Source organism: Robertmurraya sp., assembly GCF_036676585.1.
Classification (GTDB): Bacteria; Bacillota; Bacilli; order Bacillales; family Cytobacillaceae; genus Robertmurraya_A.
On the sequence record NZ_JAKFCQ010000088.1, the window covers coordinates 1 to 19407 of the forward strand.

A 19407-nucleotide genomic window follows, 5' to 3' on the forward strand; every position below is an offset into this window, starting at 1 on the left:
TGAGTCAAAATATGATCGCACTGGTGGATGTCCACATTTCTCATGGAGGTCAACCCTCCCATGCCTCACAGAGTCTTCGCTCTCAAATTCCTTCGTCCAACCTTTCCATGAGGTGGATGTCAGTCATGCTGCCCCACAGGATTCTTTAAAGCAATCACGGCAAACTTCTTTTTAATGACTTTGCCATCGCTCAAGGTTCCCCATTCAATCCAAACAGGAATCATAATAGATTTAAAATTTGTAGAGTAGTTATGGTTGTCGGTTTTAAATTGACCATTTGTCCTCCAATGAATGATATTTATGTACAATATTGTCAAAAGTCGCTAATATTGGATATGTCATGTTTCCTATAATATCATTCTGTTGATTTATGTACATTCATATTTTGGAAAAAAACTCTAAAATCCTTTTCTGATAATCTATCACTCAATTATTTTTGTACAAAACATTTTTGTGCAATATTATGGAGATAGTTAAAATTGGATGGAATTAGATTAATATGGACCAAGTTCCAGGATAAGGTCCGTTTGTATACGAGACATAATAATGATTAACTATAGTAATATTTTAAGAGGATATTATGTCTATTATAAGGGCATATATTCTCTTTTTTTAATATATTAAATTTGTTAAATGGTCCTTATAAAATATGTCTACTATGTTTACTATACTTTGTCTAGATGGGAGGTTAACCAATAATACATTAAAAATAATATTAATTATAAAGCCAAGGTGGGAAGTGAATGAAGGTTCAGGAGATTTACTTAGATAATAATGTAAAAAGATACATACTTGTAGATGGAGAGGGAATTCCAGTTATTCCTGTAATGAAATACTTAAAGTACTTAGACGCTACAGAAAAAAGTTCAAATACACAAAAAACCTATTGCTATGCACTAAAACAATATTTTGTTTTCTTGAAACAAAATAACTTAGACTACAAGATGATTAAATTAGAGGATTTGGTTGAGTTTATAGCATGGTTAAGAAATCCCCATGTAAATCTAAAAGCTACACCTCTGTACCCCGCCAAAGCAAGAAAGACAGAAAGTACAATAAATATTATCCTTACTGCAATTAAAGGCTTTTACAATTATTTATATCGCAATGAGGAAATGGATATAGCAGTTGAGGATATAGTTATGAAACAGTCTTTTACTGGTGGACATAGAAAATATAAAGATTTCCTTTACCATGTGAATAAAAATAAATTGGTACAGAAGAACATTTTGAAAATTAAAAAGAAGAGGAGAAAAATTAAACCATTAACAAAGGAGGAGGTACAGAAATTAATTAAAGCAACTAGTAACATTAGGGATATGTTGCTTTTACAAACTCTGTTTGAAACAGGACTAAGGATTGGAGAACTACTTTCTCTCTATCTGGAGGACTTCGTTTTTGATCATAAAAATGGTCATCGGATACGTTTAGTTGATCGGGGAGAATTAGATAATGGAGCAAGGTTGAAGACAGGGGAAAGAGAAATATATATTTCGCAAGAATTAATGGATTTGTATGATGACTATTTATACGAAATCTTAGATGAAATGGATATTCATAAGAATTTTGTTTTTATAAAATTACGTGGAAAAAATGCAGGACGGGGCATGGATTATCAAGATGTATCAGCTCTCTTTAAACGATTAAGGAAAAAGTGCAACATCTCTGTTCACCCCCACCTATTTCGCCATACGCATGCAACTCTTTATTACAATCAAACTGGTGATATTAAACAAGTTCAAGAACGGCTAGGTCACAGCAATATACAAACAACCATCAATCTGTACCTTCATCCTTCCAAAGAAGATATCCGAAATAATTGGGAAAAAGCTCAAGGTGCTTTTAAGATTTACAAAAATAATAATCCCGGAGGAAACATGAAATGAGTACTAATCCTTTATTGATTCATGGTTTTGAAAGTATATACGATTATATGAGAAATGAACTATCGTCGTATGTAAATCGAAATATTAATGAAGATGGGAATGAGCAAAAAGAGAATATCAATAATCCATATTTTTTATATGAGAATTCTTGGCATATCGATTTTTTCTGTACCATTTCTCAGTTTAAACTTTATTTAGAAAAACCTACGTTTAACAGAAAAACAATACATTTTCCCTTTATAAGCGAGCTAATAAATTTAGAAATTAAATTTTTTGTATATACAAAAATATTTCGAGATGAATGGACTATGAACACTATGTTTGTTGGACAAGCAAATAACATTCAACTATTTAACCGATTTATAAATGAAAAACACCCTAATCTAAACTCTTTATTTGATTTAGGTATTGATAGGACAAACCGAGAGTGGCTATTTTGGTTAGAGAAGAACGGAATATCAACCACTTACATTAGCAAACGGGACGGGTATAAAGTTAAGTCTCCACAAGCTAAATACTTATCAAATCTTCTTACCGAGCTTAATAAACTGATAGATTTTCGTGATGAATGGGAAAAAGATGTTTGGGAGGCTAAAAATCTGTATAAAGAGTATGGTGTGTATTTTAATCAAGCATCAAGTCATACTACAATTGACTTTACAGTTATTAAGAATCTTAGATTCCGTGAGGAAACGAAACAATATTTAAAACGTCGCTTATTGTCAAATGATTTGACATGGGGTTCTGCTAGAAACTATATGAGTTTTATTCCTCCATTTTTGGATTTTATTTTTACTATGGAACCTGACTGGAACAACTTGGTCATGTTAAATCGAAGTCATATTGAAAAATACCTAGAGAAACTAAATAAGGAGGTGAAGATTAAACAAAGAGTAACATATTCGAGGCACCATATAATAAAATCAGTTTCAGCAGTTAAAAAATTTCTTCAGGGATTACAAGAGGTTCATTCGGATTTAGCACCAGAAAAAGATATTAGGGTACTTATTTTTCCAGAAGATAAACCCAAATATAAAAGAAGGTCAGAAAAAGTGAATTTTATCCCGGATAGTGTATTAGAGCAGTTATTTGAAAATTTAAGTTATCTTCATGAGGACGTACAACCGATTATTTGGATAGCATTCAAAACAGGTTTGCGAATCTCTGATACTTTAAGACTTAACCATGACTGTTTAGTCAAATTGAATGGAAAATATCAATTAGTAACGGATATTTCCAAAACAAATGTACAAGATCACTCTGTACCTATAGATGACGAACTAGCAGATATTCTTGCTGTGTTAATAGACAAATCAAAAAGGAATAGCAATGAAGAAAACAACCCAAATCGATTTATCTTTGTTAGGTTCAGAGGAGTAAGAAAAGGTCGTCCCTTTTCAAACAATTGGATAAGTGAAAAACTCAACGATCTTGCGAAATCTCGAAGAATATTGGATGATAATGGCGAAATTTATCATTTTCGATTCCATCAGTTCAGACACACATATGCAGTTAAAATGTTAAATAGTGGAGCTGATATACTGACAGTTCAGGAACTATTAGCTCATGCCTCTCCTGAAATGACTGTCCGGTACGCAAAATTATTAGATAGCACCAAGCGAAGAGTATTTGAAGAAGCTATGAAACAGGGTTTGTTTAGCTTCGATATGAATGGCCAAATGAAACAAATTAGTCCAGATGGAGAAATACCAACAGATATACTCGAAATGTTATGGCGTGATCATAAATTAAACGCTATTGATAATCCATATGGAAGCTGCCACGCAAGAATAAATGGTAACTGTCCTTATTCAGAAGAACCTCCTTGCTTAACTTGTAACGGTGGAAGTCCATGTAAGGACCTAGCGATTGGTTTTTCTGATTTAGACAAACAGAAATATGAATTATTGATTAAAACAACTATAAAGACGATTGATGCCTTAGAAAAGCGTGGGCGAGTGGATGTTGCAGAAAAGAATAAAAAGAACTTAAGTCGATATACAAGTATTTTAACCACTATCGAGGGCGGACACATTATATTTGGACGACTAGAAAGACTAAAACGGAAGCGGGAAGAAAATAATGTCTAATTTCGACCTCAAAGAACATCTAAAACTAGTACATAAGAACCGTAAGGCTGCCACCACTCAAAAAGTTGATGAAGCTATAAAACGGCTCGTGAGAGCCAATAAGTACATTAATTTTAATAGCGTTGCAAATGAAGCGGGAGTAGCAAAAGCGACTCTATATAACCACCCTAACCTTCGGGAACGGATTGAAAATTTAAGACAACAGCAAAACAAAACAAGTAATAAAAAACAAATACGACGGCAAATGACTAAAGAAAACAAGGATGCGTTAATAGAGTCATTAAGACGAAGGGTAAAAAAGCTAGAGACTGAAAACACTGACTTGAGGAAACAGCTTAAAGTCGCATATTCAGAGGTCTATAAGAAAGTCTAGTCAGTAAAATAAAAATAATAACAAAACGTCAGGTTTATCCTGGCGTTTATAATTAATATGAGGAATTTTTCATATTAAGAGTGAGTTCCTTTTATTACATATTATCAAGAGACACTGATTACTAGTTTCAATCAACTACCTAGTTATTTAAATAATGGATTCCCTTTCTTCATAAGAAAGCAAACAAAATGTTAGAAAGTAAAAAAATTAGAAAATTGTGGTAATTTCATTTTTACTGTCATAAAATTTAACATTACGAAAAGGAGGGATTTAACGAAAAAGCTACTTTATCTTATTTTTGTTAGTTCGCTTATTATTAGTACAATGGGTGTATTTATTCCAATGAATGGTTTGGCCAATACCAGTAATCATGAAGGTCAAATAAAAAAAGCACCTAAAAAGAACTCTGAGAAAAAAGTTGAAAGTATTACTACAGAAGAAGCTGAAATAAAACCTGGTGAGCTCTGGACTTTTAATAAGACTGTATATTCAGATAGATCAATAATAGTTGAAGTTGAACTAAACGGAAAATTAAGTGATATTGTTGAATATCTCCCGGACAGAGACATCTTCTTAGTTAATGGTGTGGAGACAAATGTAATAATTGAGAAAGAGAATACTGACCTTTCAATAAATGCAGTACCAACTGGTGGAACATATATGGGTAAATGGCACTATAGTATCAATCTATTAACAACTTCTGCTGGTGCTGCAGCATCGATCTTAGCAATGGCTGCTGGAAATAATCCTATTGGTTGGGCTACAGGAGTAGTGGCATTTTTTTATGGAACTCAAACAACTTTATACTATACGGTAGAGCAATGGAGATATGCGTATAAATGCCAAGCTTATCCATACTTTAATAAAACAACTGTATGGACAAATGTAAATAGAAATGTAATTCAAAGTATAAATGAGAGTGGTAAATTTTTTAGTACACAACCTGTACCAGCCTCTTGTACACCTTAATAAAAAGGAGTAGATAATTATTAATAATGTTAGTTGGCTACTAATAGGTTTATTTTTGGGTAGTTACTTATCTGGTTCAGTCCTTCATAGTTCAGTACCTTTTGAAGTACTTGTTTTTATGTTGATAGTTATTTTTGGATTTAATATCTATAAATACTCTAGGAAGAAAAGGTCTGAAGTTAATATTAATAAGGACTAAATAGACGAAAGTTAATGATTAAAGGGTTGAACATATTGTATATGTATAATATGTTTAACCCTTTATTTTTTAGGGATAATTTACGTTTGGGTCTTGATATAGAGTGAAGTAACAGCAAAGTTCCCTGAGCTTTGCGATCTCAATCTCAATCTACCAAATGGAACGGTTTGGATGGAGAACTAATTGTCCCGGACAATACTGGAAAACCTATATTCGAGGACGTTATGGAGCGTTTTATGTCCAAGAAATCCGATCATTTCATTCAATTTTGCGTATTCGATATAATCTATTACAACGGTGAAAAAGTTGCTGGATTAAGCCTTAAAGAGCGTAAGAATCTCCTTCTTAAATTGGACATTTCGCACAAACACATTGTGACTTCCCAGTTTATTGAAGGGTTTGGTGTACAATATTTTGATCTTATAAAGGAACAAGGATTAGAAAGAATTGTTTTAAAGAGAAGTGATTCCTTCTATCAGATTAATAAACGCAGCTACGATTGGTTAAAAGTTATTAATTATCAATACTCAGATGTGGTGATCACAGGATTAAGAAAAGATGAATTTGGATTGGTTTTATCTTCGATGGATGGTATGTATCTAGGGATTATGGAGTTTATGTCCCACGAAGATAGAATAAGATTATATAAAAACAAAAAAGTAATCGAAACTACGGACAAATTACTAAGATTGAACCAATCAAGTGCCAAATTAAATATAGAGAATTAACTAAAAAAGGATTATTAAGGATTCCTTCGTTTCAAAAGTGGATTATATAAAATAAAAACAACCAGAAACTTGATCTGGTTGTTTTTAGCCTTAAACAGAAAATAGAACCTATACTATTATAAAACTCTTTAACTAAAGCCCCATTTACTTTAAATACATTATTTCACAAAGTTAGAAAATAGCTGTAGTCATAATCCACAGTAATCATTGTACTGTGTAGCAAAGGCTTTGTGCTATTAATGGTGTCTTGTAAGACCGTTGAGTTAGATATGAACCACTCTGCTGTTTTAATTTTCATTTATTATTATTGGTATAATGAGTTCTTCAGGTTGCGTGTATTCCTCGCAAATTACAGATACTTTAATTTCAAATTCCCCTGGTTCGTTTGGTATTAAAACAAATGAATCTGAAGTAGTCCTCATTCTCGTATGAATTAATGAATCACATACAACCGTAATTTCATTACCCTCTAAATCTGCATAGAATTTTTTCGGAGAACTATGAGTAGTAATAAAATGATTACCCCCTACTAGGTTCGTAGTGCTTTTTAATCCATATCCAGATATTCCACCCAAAGTTGAAAAAATGCCCTCTTTTAGTACAGAGCTATTGTTTGCCTGCTCCTTTTCGAAAAGTTTTTTTGCCATTTTTAATGGATTAAGCTTTAAAGAAGGAACAGCTGGTTGAGAAAAGTCCACTTTTTTCCCCTCTAAAACAGTAACAGAACTAGGAAACTCAATATCTACATAAATATTGTTAGCTGTAATTGTACCTATATTAGTCAAAGTTAATTGAAATTCTAACCCAGTAGAATTAACCTTTTCAAAAAGATTTAGTTTTTCATTGTACTCTTTTACATCTTCAATTCCTTTTGGAATCCAAGAATTGTAGTCATCTATATCTTTATCACGTATAAATTTTAGATACTCATTAGGTACATCTTCCTTAAGAAGATTCTTTGGCTCCTCTAGGAATCTTGGAGACACCTGAATATATTTTAATTCAATTACTTCTAAATCATTTATTACAACCAGTATTGAAGGTTTCCTTACAACTCTTAAACCCTCTAGTTCGACTTTTAATTGTCTGTTTTCCCTCGTTAAAGCAGCTAACTCCTCTGCTACTTGTGGCGAAGCAGCTTGATTTCCCCTAACCCATCCAATACGAGGATTAATAGTAAAAGAATGTGATAAGCTCGTAGAAACCTTTGTAGCCAAATCTTCTGGAGAACTCCAATACTTACACAACTTACTACGCTGTGCTTTAGTACGGAACTTCTCTAATTTCCTCTTAGCACCTGTAGAAGCATCTAAATCAGCTGGTCTCACAGGAACATTTTCATCTATTATGAACGCTAAAACAGGTATTCCTTGTTCAATAGCATAATCATATTCCATCTCTGTATAACTAATACCTTCTGGAGACATAGAACCATAACGATGCCCTAAAATTAAGATGTAATAATCACTTCTATTTATTTCCGACTTTATATGAGTCATCTGATCATCGTCAGAGGCAGGAAACATCTCCATCCCTGCAGGAATTTGATGTAGTTGCAAAATTGTATCCATTACTTTTTGACGAGCCTCTTGAAGATCGGCGAATGTAGAACTAATAAAGACCTGATATTTTTTATCCATAAAGAACCTCCACCCAGCTACCAGTACTACAGCAAATATATCTTTTAATGTACCATTTCTATAACCTTTTTTATTAAATAAACATTTAGTTTGTTTTATAACTCTATCAATATGAAGTAAACACTCTTTACAATTACTTTAAGCCTTTTTTTCTCGATTTCTATAATAGAATATAACCACTCTATACAGTATTAAAATTTATTAACTTCTTACGAAACGATTCACAAGTTTGCAGTGAATTCAAGTTAAGCTACCCGTTAGTATAAGAACATTTATTCACAACAATCTTTTTAAGCATATTCCTTATTGAACAACTATAGGAATGCCCGGCTCCAGCTGAATGGTTATTCAGAGACCCATCCTTCCTATAGGCGAGATATAGGTAAATGGGGGGACTGATACTTAGGAATATCTACTTAGAATCTTTCCAATCCTCTTTAATATTATTATTTTCATCAAGAATTTCTGTCAAATAATGGATGTTTTGCATCAATTGTGTTTGATCTAATAATCTAGGATTGTTATTTTCAACTAGAACCAAATAATTATCTAACTCATTCATAATTAAGTTGTTCCTCCTTTTGATTTCACTTGGCAAATCACCAAATAGTGTTGAGGTTTTTTGTTCATTGAAATTTATTATATTTAGTTTTAATTCTCTTAAAGTTTTTTCTAACTCTTGCAAAGCAGCCTGATCATTTTCAGCTTTTTTTGCCAATATCGGCAAATCTTTCTCTAAATTTTTCAAACCATTAATATGTATTACTGTCTGATTTACATAGTCTTTCCCTGTAAAAACACTCTCGATTGGGTCCCAATTTTTTAAAGAAACCAATATCGGTAGGATTAGCAATATTGCTATTGATATTTTTTTCCAATTTACACTAATTGATTCTTTCTCGGATTGAATAATTTCTGTAGCTGTTCTTTTATCAAAGAATCGAATACCTATCATAAATAATAGATAAATAGGAACACTCCAAATCAATGCTTTTTGATCAAAATTTAATAACGAAAACCATTTGTATGAAAAAATACCATCAAAAATTCCTCTATTATTTTCAATCCTAAGTTCGTTATATCTATTAAAGCCATAGAAAAGAACAACACCTGAATAAAATAATGAGAAAAAGTGGATATTGTAAATTCTTTTTAAAGCCCCAGGTATAAAACGCAAAGGAAAAATAGCTAATACCCACAACCCTAAAAATATATATAATGGAATTAAAGAAAGGATATCCTTTAAAATTTTATCTCTTATGAAAATTAGTAAATAGAATGGAAATAACAAAGCATAAACTATAGATATATAAGGATTCATTAGTAATGACGCAGCAATAACTATTAAAAGTAAAACACTAGGTGTCAATCTTTCTGGATGAACAGGTAATGGTTTTGATTCATAACCATTATTATTTTTCTTTTTCTCAAAAACCCATTTTCCCCAGCCAGGTTGCCTTTCATAGCCTTCTCGCTTTAATTCATTCTCAATTTGAACTTTTTCCCACGTACTTTTGGAATTATTATATTTCTTCTCCCTATTCCTAACATCATACTCGTTCAAAATAATTCACCTCTTTCTTACCTAAAAACTAATCCTATCTAAATTCAAGTAATTGTATTGTAACTGAACTAATTGGTGTGCCATTTTCATTTTTAGATGTAAAGATGTGAGATTTATTATATCCATCATCTAATGTTAAATGAAAACCATTTGCGTCATTAGTTTTTTCGTCGAAATATTCAGCATAAACTGGATCTGGATTGTATGCCTTAATAACTTCATCAAAATTTTTGTAATAACTAGATGCTTTTTCTCCTATTATCTCCACTTTGTAAGTTTGATTACTCACTTTAGAAATTGTATAGACCGCATCTGAATATTCAAGAGTGAAATCATTTGACAGTTCTTTTTCTGAAATTGGTTGACCAAATTCAGTGATTAGTTCATCTATTGTTTTTCCGAAATTCATCTTCTCATAAAATTCTTCATATAGATTTGTTACTTGGATAGTTTCTACTCTGTTTGTTTTGGTATTATCATCCTTTTTCTCAACTGCATAATCCGTCACCAGTTTAGTATCCTTTGAACTTATAGCTACCAAACGCTCGTTATTCGAACTCTTTATATTAAATAAATATGCTTTTCCTGCTGCTTCCTTCGATTCATATTCTTCTATAAATTCAGGTGTTTCAGATTCACTTTTAAGTAATTTTTCAGCATCTTCTTTTGTTAACTGAACATCTTTTCCATCAAGAGTTTCTGAAGACCATTTATTCATTTTCCAATCTTCAACTTTAATCATTTCGAAAACCCAAGCTGTTCCCATATTTTCTATTTCATTCGCTGAATTCAAAGCCGAAATAACTAATTTGTTTTCTTCAGGCTGTTCAAATTTGAACTGCACTTCATAATTGAATTGAGGCTTAAAAATATAATCACATTCACAATAATAGTCATTAACTAACGTCTTTAATGTCTTATCTGCGAATTCAGGAGTGACCAATGGAGCGATTTCAGGTTTTACAATTTCGAAATCAGCTATATTGGCATTTCCCCAATTATTTTCATCACCTAATTCATTTAGTTTTCCAAAAATTGAATCTAGATTAGTCTGAAGAATAGTTTGTACTTCGCTTTTATCTAAATTACCCTCTTTTACTTCTTCCGTTTTAGTTTTGATTACATCCTTTTTTTCTACTTTTGTTTCTTGTTTAGCTTCTACATATTCTTGGTAACCTAAATAGCCACCAACTCCAATAGCTAAAGAAGATAAAATAGCAATTACGATTTTTAACATATAAACCCTCTTTTTAGTTGTAATAATATAGCATTTTGACTTCTAAATTGTTATCAAGGTGAGTCATACCTTTTAATCTAAACCTATAAATCTCTTACTCTTAAATATTTTTGATAAGTATTTCCTCCTATGTATAATTTTCCTATAGTACTATTTTAATATACAATAACATTTTAATATGGGAAACAGTAATATCATTAAGAAGAATTTTTTATCCTATCCAACCCAATCCCTATGTTCCCCCCTAAGAATCCCTTTATTTAATTAGGACTGCACCCTACCTAAAAGCAAGAAAACCTCTTAATGTCCCTGCTCTGTTTTCCCCTACCTTTTCCCTATAAATATAAATACTCCGCTACCTTTTTACTTCTTTACACTATTCCATTAATCAAAAAGGGTTTCAGTATATTTTTGCTGTAGATGCCTTTTACTGTTATTCAACAAGAAGAAATATAAGACTTATTTTAGAGTTCTGGCCGTATATAGAAGAAAGTATATCTCCCCTTTCGAATTCTTAGTATTCTAGATCTCCTTTTCAAAACCTTGATTTAACGAACAAATAGAATATAATATGTGAGATTTCTAGGAGGTGTATATATGTGGTATTAATGAACTGTTTGATATAGAAAAAATTATAGAAAATAGCCCCGAAGATGTGTTAGATGCAGCCATAAAATCTATATTTGATTTAGGGCCTATAGTTGCAAATAAGAAAGATATGAATGAACTCGCGTATCAAATGCCGATAAAAGCTGAATTTAATGTTGTATCAGAACATATTACTTATGAAAAAAAAGATGGAGTCTATGAAATTACGGTTCCGTCTTATGATGAAAGGAAATTACCAGAATTTCAAGTCCAACTATTTCAAAAGAAAGTAAATGATTGTTTCCCGGAACGAGGATTTTACATAACAGGAAGTTCAAAGTTAATTATTGAACCACTAGGATTAGTAAAAGTTGAGGTGTCGGGACTTCCAATTATACGTACCGGAAGCGACATTCGTTTTCCGCAAACTTCGAACAACATTAAAGGCAAAGGTTATCAAAAATTTCTATATTTTTACTATGATTTTGCCGCTAGAGAATTTCATAGAGTTTATTCAGATAAGCTTGAAGAATGCAATTGGAAGATGGAGAAAAATCCGGGTATAGTCTCTGATTATCACATAACTGTTCAAGAATATATAAAAAGAGAACAACTGTTAGACGAAATTAAAAAGAAAATATATAAAGTAACGATCTCATATTTGCAAAAATTGCACGCCTGGTATAACTCTAACTATGGTGATGGTGGAGTCACTCTGGGCTCAGTAGAAAAATACTTAAATCAATATAAATTGTTCTTAGAAGAAACAATGAGTCAAAATTTAAAAGTTAAATTAATTTTCGCCAACGTAACCAAAAGGGAATATCAAGAGCTTATGGGAAAGAAAGAAGAATTAATAGGACACATTGAACGTTCAATGAAATCGATTGAAAGAATAAGGGAAATAAATAAATTAACAAAAGAAAACTACAAGGTTCATAAATTTGATGCAACCGATAGCTTTTCCGAAATAGAATTAATTAAAAAAAATGTATTAAATAAGGAGTTAAAATCCTTTAAAGATGTAAGACCTTCTAAGTTTCCGGAAACTATAAATGAAAATAATATTTTAAAAGGATATATATGATTCGATTTAAAAACGAATGAAGTTTTCCCTAACATAATGCAACTACAACGTCGAACTTCTTTAACAGAGGAAAAAGAAGATTTCCGTTCAGAGTATGAGTATATTTCTAAGATACTCTCGGAGTTAAAAAAGCTCCAAAAGCAGCAGAGTTAATCTGCTGCTTTTTTTATATTTTAATCAAAAAAGTAAACTTTCTCATTATAATTTATAGGCATATTATTACCCTATTTACTGGGGAAAGTGAATAGAATCTTGGCTCTGAAAAACGAGATAGCAAAGGCCAACTATAAAAAAGTAAAGGAAATGGCTTTGTCATTAGTCATTAAACTTAAAAACTTAACACAAAAATACAATTTACCTTTTGAGGAGGTGATGTTGAATACAGAAAAATGGAAGACCTATTACTTTAGAAACGTAAGAACGAAGTTCTCTAAGTTCCCAGAAGTTGTACAGAGGCACGGTTGAAAATGTAGTTATTAAATAAGGAGAGTGATAGGAAACCAAAAACAAAAAAATCTAGGAGGAAATTAAAAAATGATTAGTTAAAAAATTTATAATATGTAGGTGTCTAAGTAGTCGTTTAAGGTTAATCGTCAGTGTTGAATTTTTTTGGGTCTAAACAGCCCACTGTACCGAAGCTTAACCCCGGCAGTTGGGGAAAGCGACACACAAGGTCGTTAAATAATAGCGTGGCGGTCTAACGAGCTTACGAGCGAGTGAACTTGGGAAATGAAACCAAGAGATGGGTCGATGTAATGGAGGCATCGACTTGCGTGGGGATACACCTGCGTCCGTAACATGGTGGATGCCAATGAAATGGTATGTTCTAATGAGATATTGATTACGATCTATATTTGATTCGAGCGTATCTGGACATTTGTTAGTTACGTTCACCTGGTCGTGACACTGGACTTTGGATTATACGCTTAGGCCACAGATGTTCTGGAACGAATTATTTTTCGAGTATGGTTTTGGCTGAAAGCCGAAACCGACAAGAAAAATAATGAAGTGGAAGAACATCTGTGCTGTGTGCAGTTTCTCTCAAGGGATTGATTGAGGAAATTGAATCAACGATGCGATGTATCACAGAGGTTGATGAAATTTACTAAATCAAAGACCTTAGAATGGCCTAATCGATCACTGACGATTTTTGGGTGTATATTTGCTTTTAATATTAAAATCGTAAAGAGTAAAAAAACCTAATGGCACCTTTTGGGCACCTGACAATAAAAAAAGACCGAGTGCCCTCTGGTCCTATGTATGTACTGAATTCGCGTGAACCCTTGATATTATTGAATTGGCGGGACTGCCTGGGAATCGAACCCAGCTATCCTGGCACGCAGGACACAAGCGGTTTTGAAGACCGTGGAGGACACCAGTACCCCAATCAGCCCCGTAAGAAGAACCGTGTTCATAATTGTTGATTTATATACAACAGTTTACGACACGGTTTCTATTATGGAGCACTTAACTCTATTTTTCAAGTAGTTTATCCTAATATACCACGTGCAAACTACTTTACTGTTAAGCCTAATTTTATAGCAAGTCGATTATGAATATTTCCCCAATCAGCATTCGTGTTGTTTATAATCAATGATCTTACCGGCACACTACGGAGAAACTCCTTTTCATAGTACTTCCTCTCCTCCAAGAAAGCCAGCACTCCACTTACCCCTGACAGTCCCCTTTCTTTCCCATACTCCTGACCTGTGTAATACCAGGTTATAAAATCAAACCATTCAACAGGACGTTCCTGCCTGATTTTCTCCAGGTTCTCTGCTACATTATCCTGTTCAAAATAAACGATTACTGGATCGAGGTCCGTAATGACATTGGTTATCTTATTTAAGAAATTGAAAATAATTTCTTTTGAACAATTATGTTTTGCTAGTAAAAATGTAAAAGGATTTTGTAAATAACAGCATTCTAATATGTACTCATGGACTCCAGATTTTGCTTGTTCAACAAACTCCTTCCACTTTTCCAAGGCTACCTCCAAGTAGTCTTCAACAGGAAGCTCGTACACATCAAAAGCTTTTAATCGCTTAAATAACTCTGTATCTTTTCCATACAGACTCGCGTATGAAATGTAATATCTCTCTTCTTTTCGAATGGCCATCCCCCGAACCGAAGGACACTCTTGTTCAACCTCATCAAATTGCTTCTCAGTTAAACAAGCGACAGACTCGTAATCAGCAGGATGTTCCGGATCACCTTCCAAAAATAGTTTTGCACTTTCTCCTAATCTACTTGCTAACCATTTGGCACTGGTTGTTTTTCCTGAACCAGGAACTCCTTCAAATATATATAATTTCGTCATTCTGTTCTCCTTTTCCCATTTTTGAACCGCTTTCAAAACCTTCGTCTTGTCTCCCTGCTAGAAGTTTGGCTATAATAATAGTATTAATAATGTTTTGTAGGTGGGAGTTTATGTTAAATGGTTGGTTTTCTCTATTTATTATCTTTTGGGTGTTAATACTAATCGGTTCGTTTGCAATCGGTGGATTTTTTATGTTTCGTAAGTTTTTAAAAAGAATGCCTCTTGAAGATGGAAAGTCTGTCCTCGATTGGGAGGAGCACTTTGTGAGTGAGACTCGTCATCTTTGGCAACAGCCAGAGAAGGATCTTCTTGAAGATCTTGTGAGCCCTGTGCCAGAACTTTTCCGCGATGTGGCTCGTCAAAAAATTGCTGGGAAAATTGGTGAGCTAGCCGTAGAGGAAAAACGTCCTTCGATTACCGAGGAGCTCGTGATTCGAGGATATATTTTAGCAACACCAAAACGCGACCATAAATTTTTGAAAAAGAAGCTTGCAGAAAATAAAATTGATATGGCGCCATATCAACACTTATTTTAAAGGACTGCTTTTTACATAAAAGCGGTCTTTTATTTTATCAAAAACGCCAAATCCATTACGATTTGACGTTCGCAACCTCATAATTTTTTCAGCTTTTCCTGGAACCTTCTAAATTGAAGATACATAGCAATTCTCCACGGAAGGATCATGGAAAAAGCTAATATAAAGAACATTCCACTTAGTTCCCCATAATCGATCGTAGAGCTTAATAGTAACTTTAGAATGATACGTAACACGAGGAGTCCGAACAAAATAAACACAAATGCACGTGAGCGTTGTAAGAATATTTGATTTTCACGTATTTCAAACTTAGAAGTTTTTATTAACAAGATAGAAAAGACTAGTCCAACCGCCATCGCTTCAAACAATTCTAAATATGTCACTCGAAACATCGGAACAACAAACATAAGTGCACCAGTACTCATAAATAATGGAGGCAGTATGATTTTTTTTGCCGTTGCTGGTTTTTTAGCCGCCTTCATACGGACGAACATGGCCAACATTGCCATACCAATTGCCCCTATTGATGACACAACAACCATGTTGTTCATATTCTTTCATCCCAATCTAAAAATATTTTCCCTATCATTATATCGTATACGCTTGGAACAGAATAAGTTTTTTTATAAATAAAGATGCTGACTATTAACGACTAGTCAGCATCTATTATATTTAGCTTAATACACGATTTACTGCTTCAATTACCCTTCCTTCATCAAAGGGCTTTACAATGAAGTCTTTTGCTCCGGCTTCAATCGCTTCTACGACCATACGCTGTTGGCCCATAGCAGAACACATAATGACCTTTGCTTGCGGGTAGTTCTGTCTGATTTCTTTCATGGCCTCTAAGCCACTCATCTCAGGCATTGTAATGTCCATCGTAACCAAATCTGGTTGTAGTTCATGATAAAGAGCGATTGCTTCTCTGCCATTTTCGCCCTCTCCCACGATCTCGTGGTTATTTCGAATTAGAATGTCTGAAAGGGTCATTCTCATAAATTTTGCATCATCTACGATTAATATTTTTGCCATCGCTGCTACCCCCTCAACACTACAACAGAATCTTATCTCTAATCAAACACATATTTAAATATAACGAAATTTACAATCAATGACAAAAAGAATATTTCGACTATTATCGACAGAATCCTCGAAATATTTCAAGACTATTTTCCTATTTATTATAACAGAAAGAGTCCTAAATCAAAAGCCTGTAAACCCACCAAACAAATTGGTAAACATGATAATAATCTTTGTCATCCAATCAAAAAATAGGACGATTCCCATTACTATCATAATATAGCCACCAATTTTCATTATTAAAACATTGTGGCGTTTGATCCATTGTAATTTTCCAATAAAGAAAGATAGGATGAAAAATGGGATGGCAAATCCAAGTATATAAGCAATCATATATACCATTCCCGAGCCAGGATTAGTCGCTGCCAGGGCAATTACTGACATTAAAATGGGACCCGTGCAAGGCGTCCAGCCTGCTGCAAAAGCAATTCCTATTAAAACCGAACCAAAATATCCTGACGGACGGTGTTTAAATTCATATCTTTTTTCCCTCATCAACGATTCCGGCTTCAAAATACCAACGATTACGAAACCAAAAAAGACGATGACAATGGCACCTAATTGACGAATGAGATCCTGATAGCCAGCAAAAATCTCACCTATAAAGGAGCTTCCAAAGCCGATGGCAATAAAGATAATGGAGAATCCAACTAAGAAAAACAATGTATGTAATAAGCTGCGTCTTTGTAGCATTGCATTATCCGTCTTCAATTCTCCTACTGACATACCAGTAATATACGAGAGGAAGGCAGGATATAAAGGAAGACAACAAGGAGAAATAAAGCTCAAAAAGCCGGCTCCAAGTGCAATAAATACGTTTACATCGGTCAAATGTAACCACTCCTAATAATAATCATTCTTGTCTATTCTATCAAAAGATAAATAGAAAAGATAACAATTAATATTTGAACATTCTGTGACGGGGAAAAGAAATTGGGCAAGCTCCTCACTCCATATATCTGTATGTAAGAACCCTGAAAAAATGTTAATCACCAAACAAAATTGTCTATTTCTAGATTTTTTCTTTTGAAATTCTCCTATTTCTTGGGTATACTATGTATATAGTTTCACGAAAGATTTGGATTTTATTTGGAAGGGACTAAACAGAATTGTCAAAACAGGAATTTTTAGCACTCATTGAAAAGAAACGAGCGGAGCTAATCGAGATCGCTATGATCAGTGGACTGAATTCTTCTACTGCCCTTCATTACAGTCAGGAATTGGACAATCTTTTAAATGAATATAACCGTATCTTTTTAAAAAAGGTTCCCACTTATTAAAAACAGCTTGAGCTATAAGCAACTCAAGCTGTTTATTTTTTAGCTAACAACATCCTCTATTCTATCGGCTAAATTATTTTGCAGAAGATACATCTTATAGTACAAGCCTCTTAGTGATAGCAGTTCCTGATGACTACCCCTCTCGACGATTTCCCCTTGATGCAACACTAATATGAGTTCGGCATCTTGAATGGTTGACAAACGATGGGCAATGGCAATCGTTGTTCGACCTTTTCGCATACGTGCAAGTGCCTCTTGAATCGCTTCTTCTGTCTCCGTATCAATATTGGCCGTCGCTTCGTCCAATATTAATATTTTTGGATTAGCTGCTACTGTTCGAGCAAAGGCTATAAGTTGGCGTTGTCCACTTGATAGTGTAGACCCTCTTTCCACCATTTGGTGCTCGTATCCTCCCTCAAGCTTCTCAATAAATGGATGTGCTTGAACAAACTTCGCAGCTGCTTCTACCTCTTCCATGCTCATCTTCTCATTATGCAAGCGAATATTATCCGCGACGGATCCAAAAAACAAGAAAGGATCTTGAAGAACCAGCCCCATTTTTGTCCGAAGTTCTTTTTCGGGATACTCTTTAATGGAATGCCCATCCACTAAAATATCTCCTCTTTCGAATTCATAAAATCTCATCATTAAATTAATAATCGAGCTCTTACCACTTCCGGTGTGACCAACAAGGGCGACCGTTTCACCTGGTTTTGCAGTGAAGGAAATATTTTTTAAAACATCTCTTTTTCCATCGTATGAAAAACTGACATTACGAAATTCTATTTCACCCTCTTGAATCTTATTTGCTGTCTCCTTTTGTGAAGGTGATAACTCCTGTTCATCAAGAACGTTGAATACCCTAGAAGCTGCGACAATTGCCTGCTGGTATAAAGAAAGACGCATCATCATATTGTTTACCGGCTCAAAGAAACGATCTAGATAGTTAACAAACGCATACAACACTCCTATTTGGATAGGACTATCAAATGATGAAATACCGAAATAGCTCAGAACAATAATCAAGGCGCCAACATACACAAGGTCAATCGCAGGACGCAAAAGCAAGCCATCTACTTTTATATTTCTCATGCCTGCAGCAAAATGCTTATCATTGGTCACTCCAAATTCTTCACGGATTCTTTTTTCCTGACGAAAAACTTGAATAATTCCCATGCCTTGAATCGATTCACTAAGCTTTGCGTTCAGCTGGCTTAGACGCTCCCTCATATCATGGTAAAATTTCGAGCTTAGTTTTCGGTACAAGCTCATAATGAAAAAAATCACTGGAAGAATGACTAAACAAAACAATGCTAGTTTAACATCCAAAATAAACATTGCAATAAAAATACCCGTAATGAGGAACCCACTTTGGATAAACGTTACTAACACCGTCACAAACATATCTTTAATCGCTTCGGTATCATTTGTCACTCTTGATACAATGCTCCCTGCTGGAGTTTTGTCAAAAAATTTCAATCCAAGTGATTGGATCTTAGAGAAGATATCAATACGAATCTCTTGAATAATTTTCAAGGCAATCTCTTGAAATTTTAAGAGCTGAAAATAGGAGATGATGACATTGAAAATTTGAATACCTAAATATGCAGCACCTAGCATAAATAGCGGTTCAAACAAAAGGTTTCTAGGCTTTAAATAGTCGTCAATAAATACTTTTACTAAAATAGGACCAAGTATATCTCCAATGGTTGTAAGTATAAGGAGACAAAATGCCAACACGATCGTTTTCATGTGAGGCTTTGCGTAGGCGAGGAGCCGAACTAATACTTTCCACTGCTGTTTCCCTTCTGATAATTGCTGATTTTCCAT

The 19407-nt window shown here is 33.7% G+C and carries 16 protein-coding genes and 1 tRNA gene; 8 read left to right on the forward strand and 9 right to left on the reverse strand.

Annotated features, from left to right (window positions below):
* Positions 1-743 precede the first annotated feature (743 nt).
* The 5 genes from ACGLXV_RS12560 to ACGLXV_RS12580 all read left to right on the forward strand — a co-directional run bounded on the left by ACGLXV_RS12560 (position 744) and on the right by ACGLXV_RS12580 (position 6245).
* Positions 744-1886, forward strand: coding sequence for a tyrosine-type recombinase/integrase (locus tag ACGLXV_RS12560; protein ID WP_391558880.1), 1143 nt, complete (start codon positions 744-746; stop codon positions 1884-1886).
* The gene (locus ACGLXV_RS12565; protein ID WP_391558881.1) at positions 1883-3976 is read left to right on the forward strand and encodes a tyrosine-type recombinase/integrase; all 2094 of its coding nucleotides are present in this window, start codon (positions 1883-1885) and stop codon (positions 3974-3976) included. Before ACGLXV_RS12560 ends, ACGLXV_RS12565 begins: the two co-directional genes overlap by 4 nt.
* Complete coding sequence (locus ACGLXV_RS12570; RefSeq protein ID WP_391558882.1) at positions 3969-4349, forward strand: DUF6262 family protein; 381 nt, start codon at positions 3969-3971, stop codon at positions 4347-4349. Before ACGLXV_RS12565 ends, ACGLXV_RS12570 begins: the two co-directional genes overlap by 8 nt.
* A 342-nt stretch (positions 4350-4691) precedes the next feature.
* Positions 4692-5318 (forward strand): SRPBCC family protein, encoded by a 627-nt coding sequence (locus ACGLXV_RS12575; protein ID WP_391558883.1) that lies wholly within the window; start codon positions 4692-4694, stop codon positions 5316-5318.
* Between the two features lie 366 nt (positions 5319-5684).
* Positions 5685-6245 carry an ATP-dependent DNA ligase gene (locus ACGLXV_RS12580; protein ID WP_391558884.1) on the forward strand — a complete coding sequence of 187 codons (561 nt, stop codon included), beginning with the start codon at positions 5685-5687 and terminating at the stop codon, positions 6243-6245.
* Between the two features lie 287 nt (positions 6246-6532).
* Here the strand turns inward: ACGLXV_RS12580 and ACGLXV_RS12585 are convergent, their stop codons facing one another.
* From ACGLXV_RS12585 to ACGLXV_RS12595, 3 genes are all read right to left on the reverse strand, one after another.
* Positions 6533-7885: a DUF4062 domain-containing protein gene (locus tag ACGLXV_RS12585; RefSeq protein WP_391558885.1), complete on the reverse strand. Its 1353-nt coding sequence runs from the start codon at positions 7883-7885 to the stop codon at positions 6533-6535.
* A 412-nt stretch (positions 7886-8297) separates the two neighbouring features.
* Complete coding sequence (locus tag ACGLXV_RS12590; protein ID WP_391558886.1) at positions 8298-9449, reverse strand: DUF6376 family protein; 1152 nt, start codon at positions 9447-9449, stop codon at positions 8298-8300.
* A 34-nt stretch (positions 9450-9483) separates the two neighbouring features.
* Entirely contained in the window at positions 9484-10686 is a 1203-nt protein-coding gene (locus tag ACGLXV_RS12595) for a hypothetical protein (protein ID WP_391558887.1), read from the reverse strand.
* A 589-nt stretch (positions 10687-11275) separates the two neighbouring features.
* On the opposite strand from ACGLXV_RS12595, the gene ACGLXV_RS12600 reads away from it, so the two are divergent.
* The gene (locus ACGLXV_RS12600) at positions 11276-12361 is read left to right on the forward strand and encodes a hypothetical protein (protein ID WP_391558888.1); all 1086 of its coding nucleotides are present in this window, start codon (positions 11276-11278) and stop codon (positions 12359-12361) included.
* 1298 nt (positions 12362-13659) lie between these two features.
* On the opposite strand, the gene ACGLXV_RS12605 is transcribed toward ACGLXV_RS12600, so the two are convergent.
* Positions 13660-13756 (reverse strand) — tRNA-Sec (locus tag ACGLXV_RS12605).
* A gap of 118 nt (positions 13757-13874) precedes the next feature.
* Positions 13875-14681 (reverse strand): P-loop NTPase family protein, encoded by an 807-nt coding sequence (locus ACGLXV_RS12610; protein WP_391558889.1) that lies wholly within the window; start codon positions 14679-14681, stop codon positions 13875-13877.
* A gap of 110 nt (positions 14682-14791) precedes the next feature.
* On the opposite strand from ACGLXV_RS12610, the gene ACGLXV_RS12615 reads away from it, so the two are divergent.
* A complete protein-coding gene (locus ACGLXV_RS12615) occupies positions 14792-15217 on the forward strand; it encodes a DUF2621 domain-containing protein (RefSeq protein WP_391558890.1) in 426 nt (141 codons plus the stop codon).
* A 77-nt stretch (positions 15218-15294) separates the two neighbouring features.
* Here ACGLXV_RS12615 and ACGLXV_RS12620 read toward each other — a convergent pair whose 3' ends face one another.
* From ACGLXV_RS12620 to ACGLXV_RS12630, 3 genes are all read right to left on the reverse strand, one after another.
* Positions 15295-15768, reverse strand: coding sequence for a CcdC family protein (locus ACGLXV_RS12620; RefSeq protein ID WP_391558891.1), 474 nt, complete (start codon positions 15766-15768; stop codon positions 15295-15297).
* A gap of 121 nt (positions 15769-15889) precedes the next feature.
* Positions 15890-16249, reverse strand: a complete 360-nt coding sequence (locus tag ACGLXV_RS12625; protein WP_119707640.1) for a response regulator — start codon at positions 16247-16249, stop codon at positions 15890-15892.
* Between the two features lie 171 nt (positions 16250-16420).
* Complete coding sequence (locus ACGLXV_RS12630; RefSeq protein WP_391558892.1) at positions 16421-17128, reverse strand: cytochrome c biogenesis CcdA family protein; 708 nt, start codon at positions 17126-17128, stop codon at positions 16421-16423.
* A gap of 278 nt (positions 17129-17406) precedes the next feature.
* Between ACGLXV_RS12630 and ACGLXV_RS12635 the strand changes: the two genes are divergently transcribed.
* Positions 17407-17577: an aspartyl-phosphate phosphatase Spo0E family protein gene (locus tag ACGLXV_RS12635; RefSeq protein WP_119707638.1), complete on the forward strand. Its 171-nt coding sequence runs from the start codon at positions 17407-17409 to the stop codon at positions 17575-17577.
* 39 nt (positions 17578-17616) lie between these two features.
* Here the strand turns inward: ACGLXV_RS12635 and ACGLXV_RS12640 are convergent, their stop codons facing one another.
* Entirely contained in the window at positions 17617-19407 is a 1791-nt protein-coding gene (locus tag ACGLXV_RS12640; RefSeq protein ID WP_391558893.1) for an ABC transporter ATP-binding protein, read from the reverse strand.

Bases quoted from the DNA above. Each gene is read 5' to 3' on its own strand.
- ACGLXV_RS12585 (WP_391558885.1), bottom strand. From the start codon at position 7,885: ATGGATAAAAAATATCAGGTCTTTATTAGTTCTACATTCGCCGATCTT.
- ACGLXV_RS12595 (WP_391558887.1), bottom strand. From the start codon at position 10,686: ATGTTAAAAATCGTAATTGCTATTTTATCTTCTTTAGCTATTGGAGTT.
- ACGLXV_RS12615 (WP_391558890.1), top strand. From the start codon at position 14,792: ATGTTAAATGGTTGGTTTTCTCTATTTATTATCTTTTGGGTGTTAATA.
- ACGLXV_RS12560 (WP_391558880.1), top strand. From the start codon at position 744: ATGAAGGTTCAGGAGATTTACTTAGATAATAATGTAAAAAGATACATA.
- ACGLXV_RS12640 (WP_391558893.1), bottom strand. From the start codon at position 19,407: ATGGAAAATCAGCAATTATCAGAAGGGAAACAGCAGTGGAAAGTATTA.
- ACGLXV_RS12570 (WP_391558882.1), top strand. From the start codon at position 3,969: ATGTCTAATTTCGACCTCAAAGAACATCTAAAACTAGTACATAAGAAC.
- ACGLXV_RS12565 (WP_391558881.1), top strand. From the start codon at position 1,883: ATGAGTACTAATCCTTTATTGATTCATGGTTTTGAAAGTATATACGAT.
- ACGLXV_RS12620 (WP_391558891.1), bottom strand. From the start codon at position 15,768: ATGAACAACATGGTTGTTGTGTCATCAATAGGGGCAATTGGTATGGCA.
- ACGLXV_RS12575 (WP_391558883.1), top strand. From the start codon at position 4,692: ATGAATGGTTTGGCCAATACCAGTAATCATGAAGGTCAAATAAAAAAA.
- ACGLXV_RS12610 (WP_391558889.1), bottom strand. From the start codon at position 14,681: ATGACGAAATTATATATATTTGAAGGAGTTCCTGGTTCAGGAAAAACA.
- ACGLXV_RS12625 (WP_119707640.1), bottom strand. From the start codon at position 16,249: ATGGCAAAAATATTAATCGTAGATGATGCAAAATTTATGAGAATGACC.